Genomic DNA, 16,968 nt, shown 5'->3' with positions numbered 1-16,968 from the left:
CTGATCCAACAATTCGGGAATTGCCGCCAATAAAAACGCGCCGTATATTTTGATCAACCGAAGACTTACATGGCGAGAAAACAGGGTATGGATGCAAGGGCGAAAGCAGGTGTATCGATCCGGTCGGCCACAAAGCGCTACGGCTCCGTGGTCGCTCTGGACGACGTGTCGCTCGATATTGCGCCCGGCGAATTTGTCTCTCTGCTCGGGCCTTCGGGTTCGGGCAAGACCACGTTGCTCGGCATTCTGGGCGGCTTCGTTCAGCCGACCTCCGGCGCGGTATGGGTCGGGGAGCGGGATATTACATACGCGCCGCCGCACAAGCGCGACATCGGCATTGTCTTCCAGAACTACGCGCTGTTCCCGCATATGACGGTCGGCGAGAACGTCGCGTTCCCGCTTCGCGCCCGGCGCCAGCCGAAAGCGGGCTGGGCTCGCAAGGTCTCGGATGCGCTGGCAATGGTCGAGTTGGGCGGTTATGAAAGCCGGGGTGTTGCCCAGTTGTCAGGTGGCCAGCGACAGCGCGTGGCGCTGGCTCGCGCAATGGTCTTCGAGCCGCAACTGATCCTGATGGATGAACCGCTGTCCGCACTGGACAAACAGTTGCGCGAGACCATGCAGATTGAATTGCGCCGCTTGCACAGGAAGCTGGAAGCGACGATTGTCTATGTCACTCACGACCAGCGCGAGGCGCTCACCATGAGCGACCGCGTGGCCGTGCTGCGCAATGGCCGGATGGTCCAGATCGATACGCCGGAGCGCCTTTATGACCGCCCGTGCGACGCATTCGTGGCGAGTTTCATTGGCGAGGCGACGCTGCTCAGCGTGACCCGGGCAGGAGATGACGCCGTGATGCTCGGCGGCGTTGTTCTGCGAACGGCGCATCCGTTGCCGCCCGGAGAGAAGCTTTTGCTGGCGGTGCAGACCGAAAAGCTGGTGATTGACGGCGGGCATGAAAGGGCTGGAGTGAACAAGCTGGTGTGCCGCGTCAGTGAGGTGCTGTACCAGGGCGAGAGCCTGCGGGTGTTCGCCACGCTTGCTGACGGCACGCCGATCAGCCTCAGGCAGCCCGGCAGCCACGACGCGCGACAACGCATTCCCGCACCCGGCGCCGAGATGACGGTCTTGCTCGATCCGCAGGACACCATCGTCGTGCCGGCCTGAATTTTTATTGGCGTGTCGTATGTCCGTGAAGGCGGGCAATCACGTCACGATTCAACGCAAACTATAGAGGATTACGAATCATGAAGCTGAAGGATTTCAAGGTACTGACGTTCGACGTGGTCGGCACGCTGATCAACTTCGAGGGCGGTGTGCTGGCGTCAGTACGGCGCCTGGGCGGCGCAAAGGCGAAAGATCTGACCGACGACCAGATCTTCGAACCCTACATGCGCGGCCGCGCGGCGTTTCCGGGCCGTTCCAGCCAAGCGATGGCAAGCGTCTATCAGTCGCTCGCCAACGAACTCGGCCTGCCGGCGGACGACGAGACCGCTGCTGCGTTCCAGCGCGACGTGCTTGACTGGCCCGCGTTCGAAGACTCGGTGGCAGCACTCAAGCGGCTACGCAAGCACTATCGATTGGTTGCCATGACCAACGCGGACCGCGTGGCGCTGTCGGCCTATGCCCACACACTGGGCGATCCGTTCGACGACACCGTATGTGCCGATGAAACCGGCGTCGCCAAGCCGGACCCGCAATTCTTTGCGTATAACCGCGGCCGTCAGGCAGCGTTCGGCTATAAGTTCGGCGAGATCCTGCACACGGCGCAAAGCCAGTATCACGATATTGGTGTTGCGACGGAGCTGGGTTATGCGACCTGCTGGATCGAACGTCGTCAAGGCATGAAGGGTTTCGGCGCGACGCCAACGCCGCGCGCCGTCACCACGCCGACGTTCAATTTCCCCACGCTCGCCGCGCTCGCCGACGCTGTGGAAGCCGAAGCACGCGCCGCATGAAGCAAACGGCAACCCGGCCGGGTGCGCCCTCGCTATGGATCGACATGGCGGGCGCTGCGCCTTCAGCGGACGCACCCGTCAGCACAGGCGCGCCGCTCGACCGCGATCTCTCGGTGGAGGTGGCGGTGATCGGCGCGGGCTACTCGGGCTTGTCGGCGGCGCATGCGTTGCAAAAGCGCGGTGTGCAAACAGTCGTGCTCGATGCTAATCCGGTCGGCTGGGGCGCAAGTGGCCGTAATGGCGGCGTGGTGTCGTCGAAGTTCCGCTTGTCGTTCCCCGCAATCGAGCGCTTGCATGGCATTGAAACCGCGAAGACCATGCATCGCCTCGCCCACGACGGCGTGCGCGTGGTCGGACAGTTCATCGATGAATTCAAGCTCGGCCAAGCCCGCTTCGAACACACCGGCAGCTTGCGTTGCGCGCATACCGAACGCGCATTCGCATCCATTCGCGCCGAAGCGGAGTGGGTGAAGCAACAACTCGGCGACACCACGATGACGGTTCAATCGCGCGCCGAGGTCGAGCATGAGACGGGATCGAAGGCGTTTGTCGGTGGCGTGCTGAGCGCGGACGCCGGCACCATCTTGCCGCTTGAATACGTGCGTGGACTCGCCGCTGGCCTCACGCGTCGCAAGGTGGATATCTACGAATCGACACCCGTGCTCGAGATAATCCGCGCAGACGGCGGCGGCGTGACCTTGCGCACGCCGAACGGCACGGTCCGTGCGAAGCAGGTGATCGTCGGCACCAATGCGTATTCGAACCTGACGCCAGCGACCGCGGTTTATCAACGCGAGCTGGTGCCGTTCCGCAGTGCGATGATCGCGACGGAACGTCTGCCTGCCGGACTCAATGCCCGCCTGATGGTCGAACGCCGCAGCTATACCGAGACGCGGCGCATGATGAAGTGGTTTCGCAAGGTCGATGGCCGCATGCTGTTCGGCGGTCGTGACGCGTTTGGCAAAGAAGGGCAGACGACCGGCTTCGATGCGCTGCAGCGGGCCATGGTCGAGCTCTTCCCTGATTTATCCGGCGTTCGCGTAGAGTACCAATGGTCGGGTTATGTCGGCATGACGTTCAACTCGCTGCCGCATGTGGGCCGCAGTGACGAGACCACGACTTTTTGTCTCGGGTATAACGGGGCGGGGGTCGCGATGGCCAGTTTGCTCGGGCAGCATGCGGCGGCGCTTGCACTGGGCGAGACGCCGGAGCTTTCGCTGCTTGGGGCGTCCGGCTTGAACCCGGTGCCCTTCCATTCGTTGCGTGCGCCGGGCGTTCGCCTGGTGGCCGCGTGGTATCAGTTCCTCGATGCCTTAGGTGCGTGACCAGTGCGTGACCAGAGCGTGACGAGGTGGATGATGAGGTGCATGATGCGAAGCGCGACCCGGACCATTCAAGGACAGACACAGACAGCAATGCACGCCACGCCTGCCGATCCTTCCATACTTTATCAACGCCGCGAAGATCGCACGATGCTGATGCTGATGACGCCGGCTTTGCTGGTGATCGTGTTGCTGTTGGTCGTGCCGCTTGCATGGCTCTCGTGGCAGTCCATCTGGAACCACGGTTTCACGTTCGAGAACTACCGGCGCATGTTCTCGGGCGTATACCTCGATACATTCCTGCTCACCTTCAAGCTCAGTGTAATCGTGACGGTCGTGACCTTGCTGCTTGGGTATCCGGTGGCGTATCTGGCGTCATCCGTGCCGCCGAAAGTCAGTGCGCTGATACTCGGCATGGTCATCCTGCCGTTCTGGACCAGCGTGCTGGTGCGTACTTACGCGTGGCTTGTATTGTTGCAGCGCACCGGGGTGGTCAACAAGGCGCTGATGGCGAGCGGTCTGATCGATCATCCGTTGCAACTTGCTTATAACCAGTTCGGCACGGTTGTCGCCATGGTGCATATCCTGTTGCCGTTCATGGTGCTGCCGCTCTATTCGGCGATGCAGAAAATTCCGCAGAATCTCTCGCAAGCCGGCGCAAGCCTTGGCGGCTCACCGATGCATGTGTTTGCGCGCGTGTTCCTGCCGTTATCGATGAGTGGGGTGGTAGCGGGCACCACGCTCGTCTTTATCTTGTGTCTCGGCTTTTACATTACGCCCGAGCTGATGGGCGGCGGCAAGTCGGTCATGGTGTCCATGGTCGTGAGCCGCAACGTCGAAATCTACAATAGCTGGGGCGCGGCGAGTGCGGTCAGTGTCGTGCTGCTGGTCTGCGTGTTCGCCATTTTCTATGCGGCGAGTCGTGTGGTTCCGCTCGAAAAAACCTTGGGTGCGAAATGAGCGAAGTAAGCGAAATGAGCGGAATAACCCACATGAACGACATGAAACCATTCTCGTTCGGCCGCGGTGCCCTTGGCCTTGGCGTCGTGCTGATCCTCGTGTTCCTGATGGTGCCTATTCTGATTGTCGTGCCGCTGTCATTCTCCGACACGCGCTTCATGACGTTCCCGCCACCCGGCTACTCGCTGCGCTGGTATCACGCGTTCTTCAGTAATCCGGCCTGGATTGATGCAGCACGAACCACGCTGATTGCGTCGACCAGTGCTGCTTTGATTGCCACGCCGCTGGGGGTGGCGGCCGCTTATGCGATCCAGAACGGCACGCACCGCAGCATGCGTTATCTGCGTACCGTGCTCATGTTGCCGTTGATGGTGCCTATTATCATTGTCGCGGTGGGCGTGTTTTTCGTGTACTCGCAGTTGGGTTACGTGAATACCCTCGGCGGTTTGATTGTCGCGGACACCATGCTTGGTTTGCCTTATGTGCTTATTTCCGTAGGCGCTGACCTGCGTACCTTCGACCCCACCCAGGGGATGGTCGCGCGCAGTCTCGGCATGAATCGCCTGCGCAGCTTCATGACGGTCACGCTGCCGCAGATCAAGTCGAGCGTGATCTCCGGCGCGGTGTTTGTATTCATCCAGGCGCTGGATGAAACGGTCGTCGCGCTCTTTGTTTCGGGCGGCCCGAACCAGACCCTCACTCGCCGCATGTTCGTCACCTTGCGCGACGAGATCGATCCGACCATTGCAGCGATCAGCACCATGTTGACCGCTTTGACGCTGTGCCTTGTGATGATTGTGGTGGTGAGCCGCAAGTCATCTGCTCGCGCCTGAACTGATGCTTAATGGAAACCAGCTATGAGCCATGCACTGCAGTTTTATATAGGCGGCGAGTGGGTAGCGCCAGTGGGCGACGCGCGCCTGCCTGTCATCGATCCCTCAACGGAGGAAACCTTCGCCGAGATCGCGATGGGTACACCCCCCGATGTCGACCGTGCAGTCGCCGCAGCGCGCCACGCGTTCGCGTCGTTTTCATTGACCACGCCTGACGAACGGCTTGCGCTGATCCGCAAGATACTGGAAGCGTACGGTGAGCGTTATGACGAGATGGCGCAGCTTATCTCGCGTGAAATAGGCGCGCCTCGTGCGTTAGCGCAGGGTTGGCAAGCCGGGCTCGGCACGCGGCATCTGAAGGAACTGATTCGAACCTGCGAGGCATTCACCTGGCAAAGAAACAAAGGGACGACGCTCATTACGCATGAGCCTATTGGTGTTGTCGCGTTGATCACGCCGTGGAACTGGCCGATCAACCAGATTGTCTGCAAGGTCGCGCCTGCCATCGCTGCGGGCTGCACGATGGTGCTCAAGCCCAGCGAAGTGTCGCCGTTAAACGCGCTTCTGTTCGCCGAGATACTCGACGCGGCGGGCGTTCCACCGGGCGTATTCAATCTGGTGAACGGCGATGGTCCGACGGTCGGCGCAGCGCTATGCAGTCACCCCGATGTCGACATGGTGTCGTTCACCGGATATCGACACGCGCGGGTATCCAGATCGCCACGCTGGCCGCGCCGACCGTCAAGCGCGTGCATCAGGAACTGGGCGGCAAGTCGGCGAACCTGATTCTCGATGACGCCGATCTCGACACTGCGGTGACCGCAGGCGTCAATGCCTGTTTCGGCAATAGCGGCCAGTCGTGCAACGCCCCCACGCGCATGTTCGTGCCCGCCGCGCGTCATGAAGAAGCGGTGGCAATTGCACGCCGGGCAGCCGAAGCCCATGTAGTGGGTCCCGCCGATGCACCTGGTATAACGCTGGGACCCGTGGTCAGCGAATTGCAGTTCGAGCGTATCCAGCGGTTGATTCAAACCGGCGTGGACGAGGGCGCGCGCGTGGTGACCGGCGGACCCGGCCGGCCTGAAGGCCTGACGCGCGGCTACTTCGTCAGGCCGACGGTGTTCGCCGGTGTGACCCCGGACATGACCATCGCACGCGATGAAATCTTCGGGCCGGTGCTCGCTATCTTGCCGTATCGCGACGAGGAAGATGCCATTGCCATGGCTAACGACAGCGTGTTCGGCCTTGCGGCCTATGTGCAATCCGGTGACATCGAACGCGCCCGACGCGTTGCGTTCCGCTTGCGGGCGGGCAGCGTCCATCTCAACTATCCCGCTTGGGATGCCGGTGCGCCGTTCGGCGGATACAAACAATCGGGCAATGGCCGCGAGTACGGTGAATGGGGCCTCGAGGCGTTTCTCGAGGTCAAGGGCATAGTGGGCTACGGAGCCTGATGCGCTTGCGAGCGGATCATGTCGGCGATCCGCTCGGCGATCATGATGGTCGGCACGTTGGTGTTCGCGCACGGAATGGAGGGCATCAGCGAGGCGTCGCAGACGCGCAGGTTCTGCACGCCATAGACGGCGCCCGACGCGTCCGTCACGGCTGCCGGATCATCGGCGGCGCCCATTCTGCATGTGCCGGAAGGATGCCAGGTGCCGCCAACCGAACGCGTGACGAACTGCGTTAATGCGTGGTCATCGGCGAGCAGCCCGGCGACGGAGACGCCTTGCGTCACCAGCCGGTGAATCAAATCTTCTCGCCACGGCCCTGCCCAATCCAGCAGTGTGCTTAACATGCCGCGCTGAATCGCGTTGGCGGCTCCCGGCACTGCTACTTTCGCGACCTGCGGTGAATAACTCGATGGAAAGATCGCGCTCCGGTGCGCTGCCATTGACGGGTCTGCCAGCGTTTCTGCACCGAAGCGAATGGCAAGCTTCAGGCGCTCGAGGTCGCGTGAGTCGGAGAGCATGTTGAACTCGACGGCAGGTTCATCGAGCGGGTTCGGCGATGTCAGTGTGACCCTGCCGCGTGAGTACGATTTGTTAACCCAGAAGAAGATCGTCCCCAGCCGATAACCAATCGAATGCCAGCCCGAACGCGACAGGATCGCGCCGTGCATGTCGCCCTTAACTGTTCCAGGCAACCCCGACGAAAAGCGCACGATGGCCTGTTCGTGGTGTTCATCGGGGAAGGGCGTGCGGGCGGATTTCGGCAGAAAGGCTGACACGGCGATGGACGGATGTTCCATCAGATTGCCGCCGACCCCGGGCCGGTCTGCAAGCAGTGGAATGTGGAGTGCGGCGAGGTTATCTGCTGGACCAATGCCGCTGCGCAGCAGGATGGCGGGGCTATGGATCGCGCCCGCGCACACGATCACCTTGGCGGCGTGCACGACCTCGCCTGAACCGAGTAGTGCGCCGATTGCCTTCTTGCCGTCGAACAGCACGCGGTCCACACTCTCGCCGGTCCTGATCGTCAGGTTGGGTCGCTGGCGCACTGCGTCGGTGAGATAACAGACGGAAGTCGGAATCCGTTCTCCCGCTGCGCTGACTGCAATCGCGCCAACGAAGGTTCCGTCTTGCCACGGGCCGTTTTGATCGTCGAGGCGGGGATGGCCACGCTTGTCCAGGGTCGCAAGCACCGCGCGCACGAACGGCGAGATACGCGGCCACTCAGTGCGTTTGATGCGGAGCGGGCCGGTTCCGCCGTGCAACTCGCCGCCGAAATCCACATCTGTTTCGAGCTGGCGGAAGTAGGGCAGGCACGTGGTCCAGTTCCAGCCGTGGGCGCCGAGTGTTTCCCATTCGTCGTAGTCGGCGGGGGCGCCGCGATTCGCCATCAGCGCGTTGATGGCGGAACCGCCGCCGAGGATGCGTGCCTGCTCATAGCGGCGCGGCTGCGCTACGGCGTTCATCCTCGCGGTAAGGCGTTGCCAGATGTTGTGAACGTCGAGATACGCACGGCCTGGATAGCGGCTGCGAATGGCTGCGGGCATGGTGGCTGCCGAAATGGGACGGCCGGCTTCAATTAGGCAAACGGTCTTGCTGGCGTCTTCGGACAGGCGCGCGGCGAGAACGCATCCTGCTGATCCACCGCCGAGGATGAGATATTCGAGGGTTATTTCGTTCGCACTCGGGGTTGGGGTTTTGGGTCGCACGGGATTTTGGGGGGAGAGTGCCGGGGTGCTAGGGTCTGGGGGTGGCGGTCGGGTTTGTGCCGTGGTGCCAGGTTTTAGGGTTAGCGGTCGGAGTCAATGCCGGGTTGCTGCTTTCGGCGTTAGCGATCTGCTTAGGTTAGCTAATTTCTTTATCACTATTAGCCACTGCGCGTGGCGGCGCGTCATTTCTTTGTCCAAAGCGACAAAGAAACGAAGCAAAGAAAACGCTTTCAAACCACGCTACCCTAAGTGTCCACAGCGTGCAGTTTTCATACATAGGTGCCCCAAAAGCACGGTGCTCGCCAGAGCCACGGATGTGTGAAACCCTCCTTCTCCGAACACCGATACCCACACGCTTCGCCACCAGTGACTGAACCTGCCCAAGGGACACCCCGCGCTATCCGCGGACGACCTTCCAAAAAAATTTGTTCGTATATCGAACCATTACGCCAACCAGCTAGGAAACGACGCCGAAGGACGGCGAGGCTTACCCACGAAAATATTCGTGCAGGCCACGCAATCAACTCACCAAAGAGCGAGAGCGTAAATATGCGCCCGGCCTCGCAGCCCACGAAGGTAGCAGCGCAGACTACTCGGCTAATCCGGCAAAAAAACGAAGCCGCAAATACGCGTGAGGCCGTGCGAATTCCTTGGCGACTGGTGCTTGCCCGAGAGCGTTGGGGGCGAAGCGTGTGCGTGTAAGAATTCGCGAGAAGGAGGGGTTCACACATCCTTCGCTCTGGCGAGCACCGTGCTTTTGGGGTACCCATGTATGAAAACTGCACGCTGTGGACACTTACGAGCCCGCGTTTTGAAAGCGCTTTCTTTGCTTCGTTTCTTTGTCGCTAAGGACCAAGAAATGACGCGCCGCCACGCGCAGTGGCTAACAGTGGTAAATAAATTAGCCAACCTAAGCAGATCGCTAAGTCAGAAAGCAGCAACCCGGCAATGACTCCGACCGCCAACGCAGGAACCTGGCAACCCGGCATTGACCCCGACCGCTAACCCCAGAACCGACCAACCCAGCCCTCCCCGAGTGCGAACGAACACCCCCCTCCCTTATTGCATAAATTTGAGCCACCGCGCCTTGGCCTGAACGCCGGGCTCCGACGCCCACCACTCCTCCGACATCAATGCCTGCTTAGCCGCATTCTCCGGCGAACTTGGCAATTCGCTCGCACGCTTAGGCGTAATCTTGCCGGTCTTGAATGCGGCCGGATTGCCCGGACCATAATCGATATAAAGCGGCAGGTTAGCCTGCAATTCCGGCGACACCGCCGCGTTCACAAACTGAATCGCCGTCGGCAGATTCGGTGCGTTCTTCAGAATGCACAACTGGGTGTTCTGCAGGATGCCGTCATTGTAGGTAAAGGCAATATCCGGATTGTCCTTCTGCACGGCGCTCGCGCGGCCGTTCCAGATCATCTCCATATCTACTTCGCCGTCGTGCAGCAGTTGCGCCGACTGCCCGCCCGACGTCCACCAGACGGTAATGTCCGGCTTGATCTGCTGAAGCTTCTTGAAGGCCCGGTCCACATCGAGCGGATAAAGCTTGTCACGCGGCACACCGTCGGCAAGCAAAGCGGCCTCAAGCACCGTCTGCGGATCGTTGCGAAGCGCACGCGTGCCGGGGAACGCCTTCACGTTCCAAAAATCCGCCCAGCTTTGCGGCACCTTCTTGAGCGTCTTCTTGTTGTACCCGATCACCGTGGAATAGAACTCGTAAGCAACCGAATACGGCGTCCGGTACTGCGCCGGCATGGCGGCCGCGTTCGGCAGTTTCGAAAAATCCAGCTTCTCCAGCAGGCCTTCACGGCCGCCGCGCAAACAATTCGACGTTGGGGTATCCACTACGTCCCAGATCGGTTTCCCGGTCGCGCCTTGAGCCTTGATCGCCGGCCATGCATCAGGGATGCTGTCCTGGTTGACCGTGATCCCAAGCAGCTTCGCGGCGGGATCGAGAATGGCCTTGGTCTGGGCTTCCTGATAACTGCCGCCTTGTGACACGAAGGTGATCTGTCCCGCAGCGAAAGCGGGGCCAGTCGAAGCAAGACCAATTAGCAGCGACAGTGCAACGGGGCGAAGCGACAGGTTTCTCATCGACGGCGATCCTGATGGTTGAGTGGTTCAGCTGCGGGTAATGAAGTCACATGCGGAGTCGCATGCAGCTTGCCTGTTGATTCGAGGTTTGTCGGGCGATCAATGTAATGTCTTCGTCTTGCCATGCTGTTCATCCAGACTCACATGCTCAAGCGCTCCCTGCTGCAATGCAAGGCAACGCGCGCACGGCCGGCATAGGGAAAATATAGGGGGCCATTTTTGAGGAGGCAATGCCGCAATTGTTTGAGTGCCCATAACATGGGGTAATGATCGACTTAGGATGCAACGCTCAGGTCGGGATTCCCCTAGACCGCAAGCAGCGCTTTCTTAGCCGTTTGCGAGGGTTTACCGATTTCTAAACGCGGGGTCCTGTTATACGATCGACGAATCCAGACCTCCTTGCCCTCGGCTACGCTGCGATGAGCGCCGGTTCTTTCGACCCCCAACCTGCCGCCGAACAAATAGACGCTATCTGCCTGCGCCTGTTCGATTCGTGGTGCGATACCAGAAACGTCATCTCTTTGACCTTCCTGCTGCGTTGCTGGCCGTTGATCAGCATGGACGCGGCTTCGCTCAGACAACTTGGCACTACCCTGGGCGAGCTGCAGGAGTTGCACGGCGACGTGTTAGCTGAGGAGCAGGCCGACCTGCTGGCCGAACTAAAACAACGTATTGACGACCTGCAGGTGCACGGCCCGGAAGTTCGCGCGATTGCTCGCCACAACCGCGATCGCGCATGGGCCACGTCGAAGTTACTGCGGCTGTGCAGGATCGAACCATAGCTCCTTGCGTCCATAGGGTACCCACGAGGGCAGGAACGGATTCTTGAGCTCGATGACGGTTCGCGTCTGCAGCTTGAGTTCGGCTATTTGCCGGGCGAAATGGCGGTTGAAAAAGGCGTCAAAACTACCGTCGCGTTCCATTTGTTCCAGCCCATCGTTGATGCGGGTTGCGAGACGCGGATCGGATTTGCTGATGTAGAAGCATTGGGCAAACGCATACCTGATCAGCAGATGCTGCTCGATCGCAAGATCGGGATAACGCGCGCGGTAGGCGGCAAGCTCTCCGGGCGCCTCGGTTACGCCGCGAGGGAACATGTCGAAGCGCCCATGCATGAGCATGAGAAACAACGATTCATAGGTCTCGGCGGTCTTCACCGGGACGTTGTTGTACTCGTATACGCGTACATCGCCCCATAACGCACCTTGGCCGACCGAGAGCGCACGGAATTGATCCAGCGTCTGGACCCCGGAAATTTTCGCCTGGCTGCGCTTTGAAATCAGCGCTACACGGTAGCCAAGCAACCCCTTGTCGATAGGAAACGGGATTGGAATCATTCCTTCATCAAGCTCCTTATGACCCACGTCGCTGATCATGACGTTGATCCGCTTTCCCCTGACCGCTTCCAGATGCGAGCGCGCAACGGAGATGTCGTCCGTGTAAGCCTGCTCGACATAAGGGCCGTATTGCGGCGTGGTTCGCCGCAGCACTTCGGTAAGCAACTCGAACGCATACGCATAGCGAACCCGGAATTCCTCCGACTTTAAGGGTTTCACCACATCCTGCGCGCACACAGTGGAGGTCATCGTGAGCGCGGTTAGCCATGCCATGACGACAATACGCACGGTTGTCTCCCAAGCACTGAACGCTGGCAGGTTTGCCCGCATTGCTCGATGGCCTCTGCAGCCCGCCCGCTTTTGAATTCTTTGAATTCCTTGCGTCATGCAGCTGTTAGACCACCGCCCTCAGAGCGCGCAGAATAGGCGGGTCTGGAATCCAAGGGTGGTCTGAGGAATATGGCGCTCAATACATTTGCTGGACTATGCGATCAGATCGGCCGCCACCGCAGCAGTGTTGTAATGCGGTTACTCGCGACCGTGTTCCTGTTCAGCTGCACCGTCACGCTCACGCTCACGGCGCTGCAACTGTATCGCGATTATCACCGGGGGGTGATGCTCATCGAAAGCCGGCTGGCGGAGATTGATGGCAGTTATCGCGGTAGCTTAGGCGAAGCGCTCTGGCGGCTCGACCGGCCGCAACTCGAACTCCAGCTCGACGGCATTCTCCATCTGCCAGACATCCGCCTGGCCGAGGTCACCGAGGTGATCGCCAGCGACAGCTCCATGGTGGTTGCCGCCGGAACCCATTCCCGCGGCCCGGTCATGGTGCGCAGTTTTCCGATCGTGTATCGCATCCAGGGTCACGAGGAATCGATCGGCACGCTGCGCGTCGAGGCCACCCTCGCCAACCTGTACAACGAACTGTTCAGGACAGCATTGGTGATCTTGCTGAGCCAGGGCGCCAATACGTTTCTCGTGTCGCTGTTCACGATCTACATTTTCTCGCGGCTTGTCACGCGTCATCTCGCCACGGTGGCGCGACGCGTCGAAAGTTACGACTTCCGGCAGGCGCCGCAGACCTTCACGCTGCAGCGCCGCCGGCCGCGCCGTCCAGACGAACTCGAACGCGTAGTGGCCGCGTTCGACTCCATGTGCGCACGCCTTCACCGCGCTTATAACGACGAGCGGGAGGCGGCCGAGGGTCGTGAAGCCCGGCGCACCGCCGAGGCGGCCAATCGGGCGAAATCGGAATTTCTCGCCAACATGAGCCATGAATTGCGCACGCCGCTGAACGGCATCCTCGGGTACGCACAAGTCCTCGGCCGGGACCGGACGCTCAGTGAGCGGCAGCGCGACGGCCTCGGCGTGATTCAACGCAGCGGCGAACACCTGCTTGCGCTGATCAACGACATTCTTGATATTGCCAAGATCGAAGCCGGCAAAATGCCGTTCGATATTGTTGCGGTGCCGCTCCCCGGGCTGCTAGGCGACGTCAAGGAAATCATTCGCGTGAAGGCCGAGCAAAAGCAGCTCGTCTTCGTATGCGAGGTAGCGCGCGACGTGCCCAATGCCGTGCGTGCCGACGAACGGCGGTTGCGCCAGGTACTTCTCAACCTGCTGGCAAACGCAGTGAAGTTCACCGACAGCGGCTTCGTGAGCTTGCGCGTGGCGCCCTTGCCGAATGGCCGCGTCCGCTTCACGGTGGAAGATACTGGAATCGGCATTGGCGACATGCAACACGAGCTGATCTTCGAACCCTTCGAGCAAACTGGCGACGAACAACGGCATCGTGGCGGAGCCGGCCTTGGGCTCGGCATCAGCCGGCAACTCATGCGTTCGATGGGAAGCGACATCCTGGTCGAGAGCCGCAAAGGCGAGGGCAGTATCTTCTGGTTCGACCTCGAAGCGGTTCCGGCGCCGTCCGTGTCGGCCGCGACGCATGCCGCGTGGGTAGTCACCGGCTACACCGGCGCGCGCAGGAGCGTGCTGGTCATCGACGACGTGGCCACCAACCGCGCGGTGGTGGTCGACATGCTGGGGCAGATTGGCTTCGACATGATTGAAGCGGCCAGCGGTCAGGAGGCGTTAGCGCAAGCCCGGGTGAAGCGCCCCTCGCTGGTCCTGACCGACATCGTGATGCGCGAGATGGACGGACTCGAAACCATGCGCCGCTTGCGGCTTCTGCCGGACTTTGCCGGTGTGCCGATCATCGCGATCTCCGCCAGCCCGACGGGCGGTGACGAAAGACGCAGCCTGAGCGCTGGTGCCGACGCGTTCGTGGCGAAACCCATCCATCTCGACACGCTGCTGACCAAGATTGCCGCGCTGCTCTCACTCACCTGGACTTATGCGTCGCTTGGCGAGCCGCTTGCTCAGCCTGCGGCCGTGATGCTGTATTCGGCCATGCCTTCGCATGAAATGCAGGACCTGCACCGGCTTGCGCGCCAGGGCAACATGCGCGAGATCGTGCTGTGGGCCGAACGCATCGCAACCCTCGACGAGCGTTACAGCGCGTTCGCTGCTGAATTGCGCTCGCTTGCGAAGAACTATCGGACCAAGGCGATCGTGCAATTCGTCGAACGGCATCTTGAAGGGGGGGCCGCGTCATGAATGACACGACTATCGACCTTGCACCCGTGACACTGGAACCACCTGCAGTCCTGATCGTGGACGACATGCCCGCCAACCTGAGCGTCGTGGTGGAAAGTCTCGAGGGGCAGGGCTTTCGCGTGCTCGTTGCGCTGGATGGCCTGGAAGCGCTGGAACGCGCGGCGTTCTCGCAACCGGACCTCATCCTGCTTGACGTCAAGATGCCCGGTATAGACGGGTATGAGACCTGCCGGCGGCTTAAATCGAATAGTGAAACCAGTGACATTCCGGTGATCTTCATGACCTCGATGTCCGCGACTGCCGACGTGATCGAAGGGCTGGCAGCGGGCGGCGTGGACTATGTGACCAAGCCGATCCGGGTTGACGAAGTAGTGGCGCGCATTGGCACGCATCTGGCATTGCGCACGCTGCAGCAGCAACTCGTTACGCGGAACATGCAGTTGCAGCATGAAATTGCCGCACGCGAAAAGACGCAAAAGGCGTTAAGCGATGCCCGCGACGAACTCGAAGCGCGAGTGGCGCAACGCACCGAGGAATTGGCGCGGGCCAATGTCAGCCTCAACCTTGAGATCATCGAACGCCGAGGCGTGGAGGTGCGGCTGAAGGAAAGCGAGGCGCGGTTTCGCGCGATTGTGGAAACGAGTCCGGTTCCGCTGTGCATCACGTCCATGCCCGAAGGCGACATTCTCTACATGAACCAGCCGATGCGCGAACTCTTTGCGCTCGATACAACGCAACCGGCGCTTGGAAACATTATCGACTTGTATGCTGCGCCTAAGGAGCGCGGCGAGCTGGTGTGCCATCTGCGCGAGGAGGGAAGTTTGCGCAACGTCGAGCTGAGTTTCAGGCGGCCGGATGGCACCTCGTTCTGGGCCGTGGCGAACGCACGGGTCGCGACCTACGGCGACGTTCCGGCCATTTATGTAGGGCTTTACGACATCACGGCGCGCAGGAAGGCCGACGAGAAACTGCGTGCGAGCGAAGCGAGCCTCGCCAACGCGCAGCGCTTGGCGCGGCTCGGCGACTGGGCATGGGATCGCGATAGCGGACTCACTCACTGGTCGACCGAGCTCTACCGCATTCTCGGATTGGAACCCTTGGTTGTGAAGCCGTGTTACGGCGCCTATCTCGCGCTGGTTCATCCCGACGATCAAGCCACGGTCAGGCGCGCGGTACGTGTACTGCTCGCCAGGCGACAACCCTTCGGCATCGACCATCGCATTACGAATCCGGACGGGACGACACGCATCGTCCGGCTCCAGGCAGAACTCGTGGATGGGCGAGAGGGACAGTCGCGGGGTATTGTCGGCACCGTCCAGGACATCACCGAGAGGAAGCGTACCGAGGAGGAACTGCTGGCGTCGCGCGAGCAATTGCGCGAGTTGTCGGCGTATCTGGAGGCAATCCGGGAAGAGGAGCGGCGGCGTATAGCATTGGAGATTCACGACGAACTGGGTCAGTTGCTCACCGCGCTGAAAATGGATGTTGCGCTGCTCAAGATGCGCGTAGTCGCCGACGCGGAAGCCACCCGGAAAATAGATGACATCCGCGAGCTGGTAGAGAAAACCATCTGGATGGTGCGTAACGTTGCGAGCCATTTGAGACCGGCGGCGCTCAACTTCGGTATTGTGTCGGCCTTGGAGTGGCTTGCTGAAGACTTTAGCCGGCGCAATGGCATGCCTTGTCAACTGGTAGTGCGGGGCGGCGAACCGAGCCTTGCGGACGCCCATGCAACGGCCGTGTTCCGTATTGTCCAGGAATCGCTCACGAATGTATCGCGGCATGCCGGCGCGTCGCGAGTGGCCGTGACGCTCGTCAGCACGGACCTGGCGCTCGATCTTCGGGTGAGCGACGACGGTCAGGGTTTTGACCTGGAGTCGGCGCAAAGCGGCTACTCGTATGGACTGCTGGGCATGAGTGAGCGGGCGCGCCTGATAGGCGGGACGCTTCAGGTCGACAGTGCGCCCGGTGCGGGAACGATGGTTTCAATCAATTTGCCGCTGGATAGCGGGCGGGAACGATGATTAGTATTTTTATAGCGGATGACCACGCAATCGTAAGAAGCGGGCTGAAACAGATCGTAGCCACGACGGCCGATATTACCGTGGTCGGGGAAGCCGCGCACGGGTCTGAAGTGGTGGACAAGCTGCGTGCTTGCCGCGTGGACCTGCTGTTGCTCGATATGACTATGCCAGGCATTAGCGGCGTGGATCTGATCCGGCGCGTGCGGGCCGAACAGCCCACGTTGCCGATCCTGGTGCTGAGCATTCACAACGAGGGGCAGGTGGTGTCGCGGGCGTTACGCGCAGGCGCGACGGGCTATGTGACCAAGGACAGCGACCTTGAAGTCCTGCTCGCTGCGATCCGCAAGTTGGCGGCGGGTGGGCGCTTCATTGATCCGAAGCTGGTCGACGCAATCGTTTTCGACTCGCCTTCCAGCGACGGGCCGCCGCATGAGATTCTCTCGGACCGCGAGTTCCAGGTGCTGCAAATGCTGGCCGCCGGTAATAGCATCAATGATATTGCCGATGCGTTGTCGCTAAGTGCAAAGACCATCAGCACGCACAAGATGCGGCTTATGCAGAAGCTCGGGCTCAATAACAATTCCGAAGTGATTCGTTATGCCGTTCGGCACGGGCTGGTGACGGAATGAGGAAATGGGAGGCCCGGAACGCACCCTTGGGTATA

At 60.7% G+C, this 16,968-nt stretch carries 12 protein-coding genes and 1 pseudogene; 10 read left to right on the top strand and 3 right to left on the bottom strand.

Going from position 1 to position 16,968, the window contains the following annotated elements:
• The first annotated feature begins 87 nt into the window (after positions 1 to 87).
• The 6 genes and pseudogenes from SBC1_RS18100 to SBC1_RS18075 all read left to right on the top strand — a co-directional run bounded on the left by SBC1_RS18100 (position 88) and on the right by SBC1_RS18075 (position 6,524).
• On the top strand, positions 88 to 1,164 hold the full coding sequence (locus SBC1_RS18100) for an ABC transporter ATP-binding protein (RefSeq protein WP_165101588.1): 1,077 nt from the start codon (positions 88 to 90) through the stop codon (positions 1,162 to 1,164).
• An 80-nt stretch (positions 1,165 to 1,244) separates the two neighbouring features.
• A complete protein-coding gene (locus SBC1_RS18095) occupies positions 1,245 to 1,955 on the top strand; it encodes an HAD-IA family hydrolase (RefSeq protein WP_165100173.1) in 711 nt (236 codons plus the stop codon).
• On the top strand, positions 1,952 to 3,280 hold the full coding sequence (locus SBC1_RS18090) for an FAD-binding oxidoreductase (RefSeq protein WP_165100176.1): 1,329 nt from the start codon (positions 1,952 to 1,954) through the stop codon (positions 3,278 to 3,280). Before SBC1_RS18095 ends, SBC1_RS18090 begins: the two co-directional genes overlap by 4 nt.
• A 90-nt stretch (positions 3,281 to 3,370) precedes the next feature.
• A complete protein-coding gene (locus SBC1_RS18085) occupies positions 3,371 to 4,237 on the top strand; it encodes an ABC transporter permease (RefSeq protein WP_165101591.1) in 867 nt (288 codons plus the stop codon).
• Between the two features lie 41 nt (positions 4,238 to 4,278).
• Positions 4,279 to 5,070, top strand: a complete 792-nt coding sequence (locus SBC1_RS18080; protein WP_165101594.1) for an ABC transporter permease — start codon at positions 4,279 to 4,281, stop codon at positions 5,068 to 5,070.
• Between the two features lie 24 nt (positions 5,071 to 5,094).
• A pseudogene (locus SBC1_RS18075) lies at positions 5,095 to 6,524 on the top strand (aldehyde dehydrogenase family protein).
• Here SBC1_RS18075 and SBC1_RS18070 read toward each other — a convergent pair.
• Both SBC1_RS18070 and SBC1_RS18065 read right to left on the bottom strand, forming a co-directional pair.
• Positions 6,512 to 8,230 carry a GMC family oxidoreductase gene (locus tag SBC1_RS18070; protein WP_243830304.1) on the bottom strand — a complete coding sequence of 573 codons (1,719 nt, stop codon included), beginning with the start codon at positions 8,228 to 8,230 and terminating at the stop codon, positions 6,512 to 6,514. The pseudogene SBC1_RS18075 and the gene SBC1_RS18070 overlap by 13 nt on opposite strands.
• Before the next feature lie 1,059 nt (positions 8,231 to 9,289).
• Complete coding sequence (locus tag SBC1_RS18065; protein WP_165100179.1) at positions 9,290 to 10,330, bottom strand: ABC transporter substrate-binding protein; 1,041 nt, start codon at positions 10,328 to 10,330, stop codon at positions 9,290 to 9,292.
• Between the two features lie 419 nt (positions 10,331 to 10,749).
• Here SBC1_RS18065 and SBC1_RS18060 point away from each other — a divergent pair, with 419 nt between their 5' ends.
• Positions 10,750 to 11,112 carry a hypothetical protein gene (locus SBC1_RS18060; RefSeq protein ID WP_165100183.1) on the top strand — a complete coding sequence of 121 codons (363 nt, stop codon included), beginning with the start codon at positions 10,750 to 10,752 and terminating at the stop codon, positions 11,110 to 11,112.
• Here SBC1_RS18060 and SBC1_RS18055 read toward each other — a convergent pair.
• Positions 11,083 to 11,955: an ABC transporter substrate-binding protein gene (locus SBC1_RS18055; protein WP_165100186.1), complete on the bottom strand. Its 873-nt coding sequence runs from the start codon at positions 11,953 to 11,955 to the stop codon at positions 11,083 to 11,085. The genes SBC1_RS18060 and SBC1_RS18055 overlap by 30 nt on opposite strands.
• 234 nt (positions 11,956 to 12,189) lie before the next feature.
• Between SBC1_RS18055 and SBC1_RS18050 the strand changes: the two genes are divergently transcribed.
• Genes SBC1_RS18050 through SBC1_RS18040 form a run of 3 tightly spaced genes read left to right on the top strand, consistent with a single transcriptional unit; the run spans position 12,190 to position 16,933 of the window.
• Positions 12,190 to 14,280 (top strand): ATP-binding protein, encoded by a 2,091-nt coding sequence (locus tag SBC1_RS18050; protein ID WP_241202172.1) that lies wholly within the window; start codon positions 12,190 to 12,192, stop codon positions 14,278 to 14,280.
• The gene (locus tag SBC1_RS18045) at positions 14,277 to 16,304 is read left to right on the top strand and encodes a response regulator (protein ID WP_165100195.1); all 2,028 of its coding nucleotides are present in this window, start codon (positions 14,277 to 14,279) and stop codon (positions 16,302 to 16,304) included. The genes SBC1_RS18050 and SBC1_RS18045 overlap by 4 nt, the downstream gene beginning before the upstream one ends.
• Positions 16,301 to 16,933, top strand: coding sequence for a response regulator transcription factor (locus SBC1_RS18040; RefSeq protein ID WP_165100198.1), 633 nt, complete (start codon positions 16,301 to 16,303; stop codon positions 16,931 to 16,933). The genes SBC1_RS18045 and SBC1_RS18040 overlap by 4 nt, the downstream gene beginning before the upstream one ends.
• The last annotated feature ends 35 nt before the right edge of the window (positions 16,934 to 16,968 follow it).

Source organism: Caballeronia sp. SBC1 (genome assembly GCF_011493005.1).
Lineage (GTDB): Bacteria > Pseudomonadota > Gammaproteobacteria > Burkholderiales > Burkholderiaceae > Caballeronia.
Note: the sequence above shows the minus strand (reverse complement) of the source record. Positions and strands in the feature narration are given on the sequence as shown.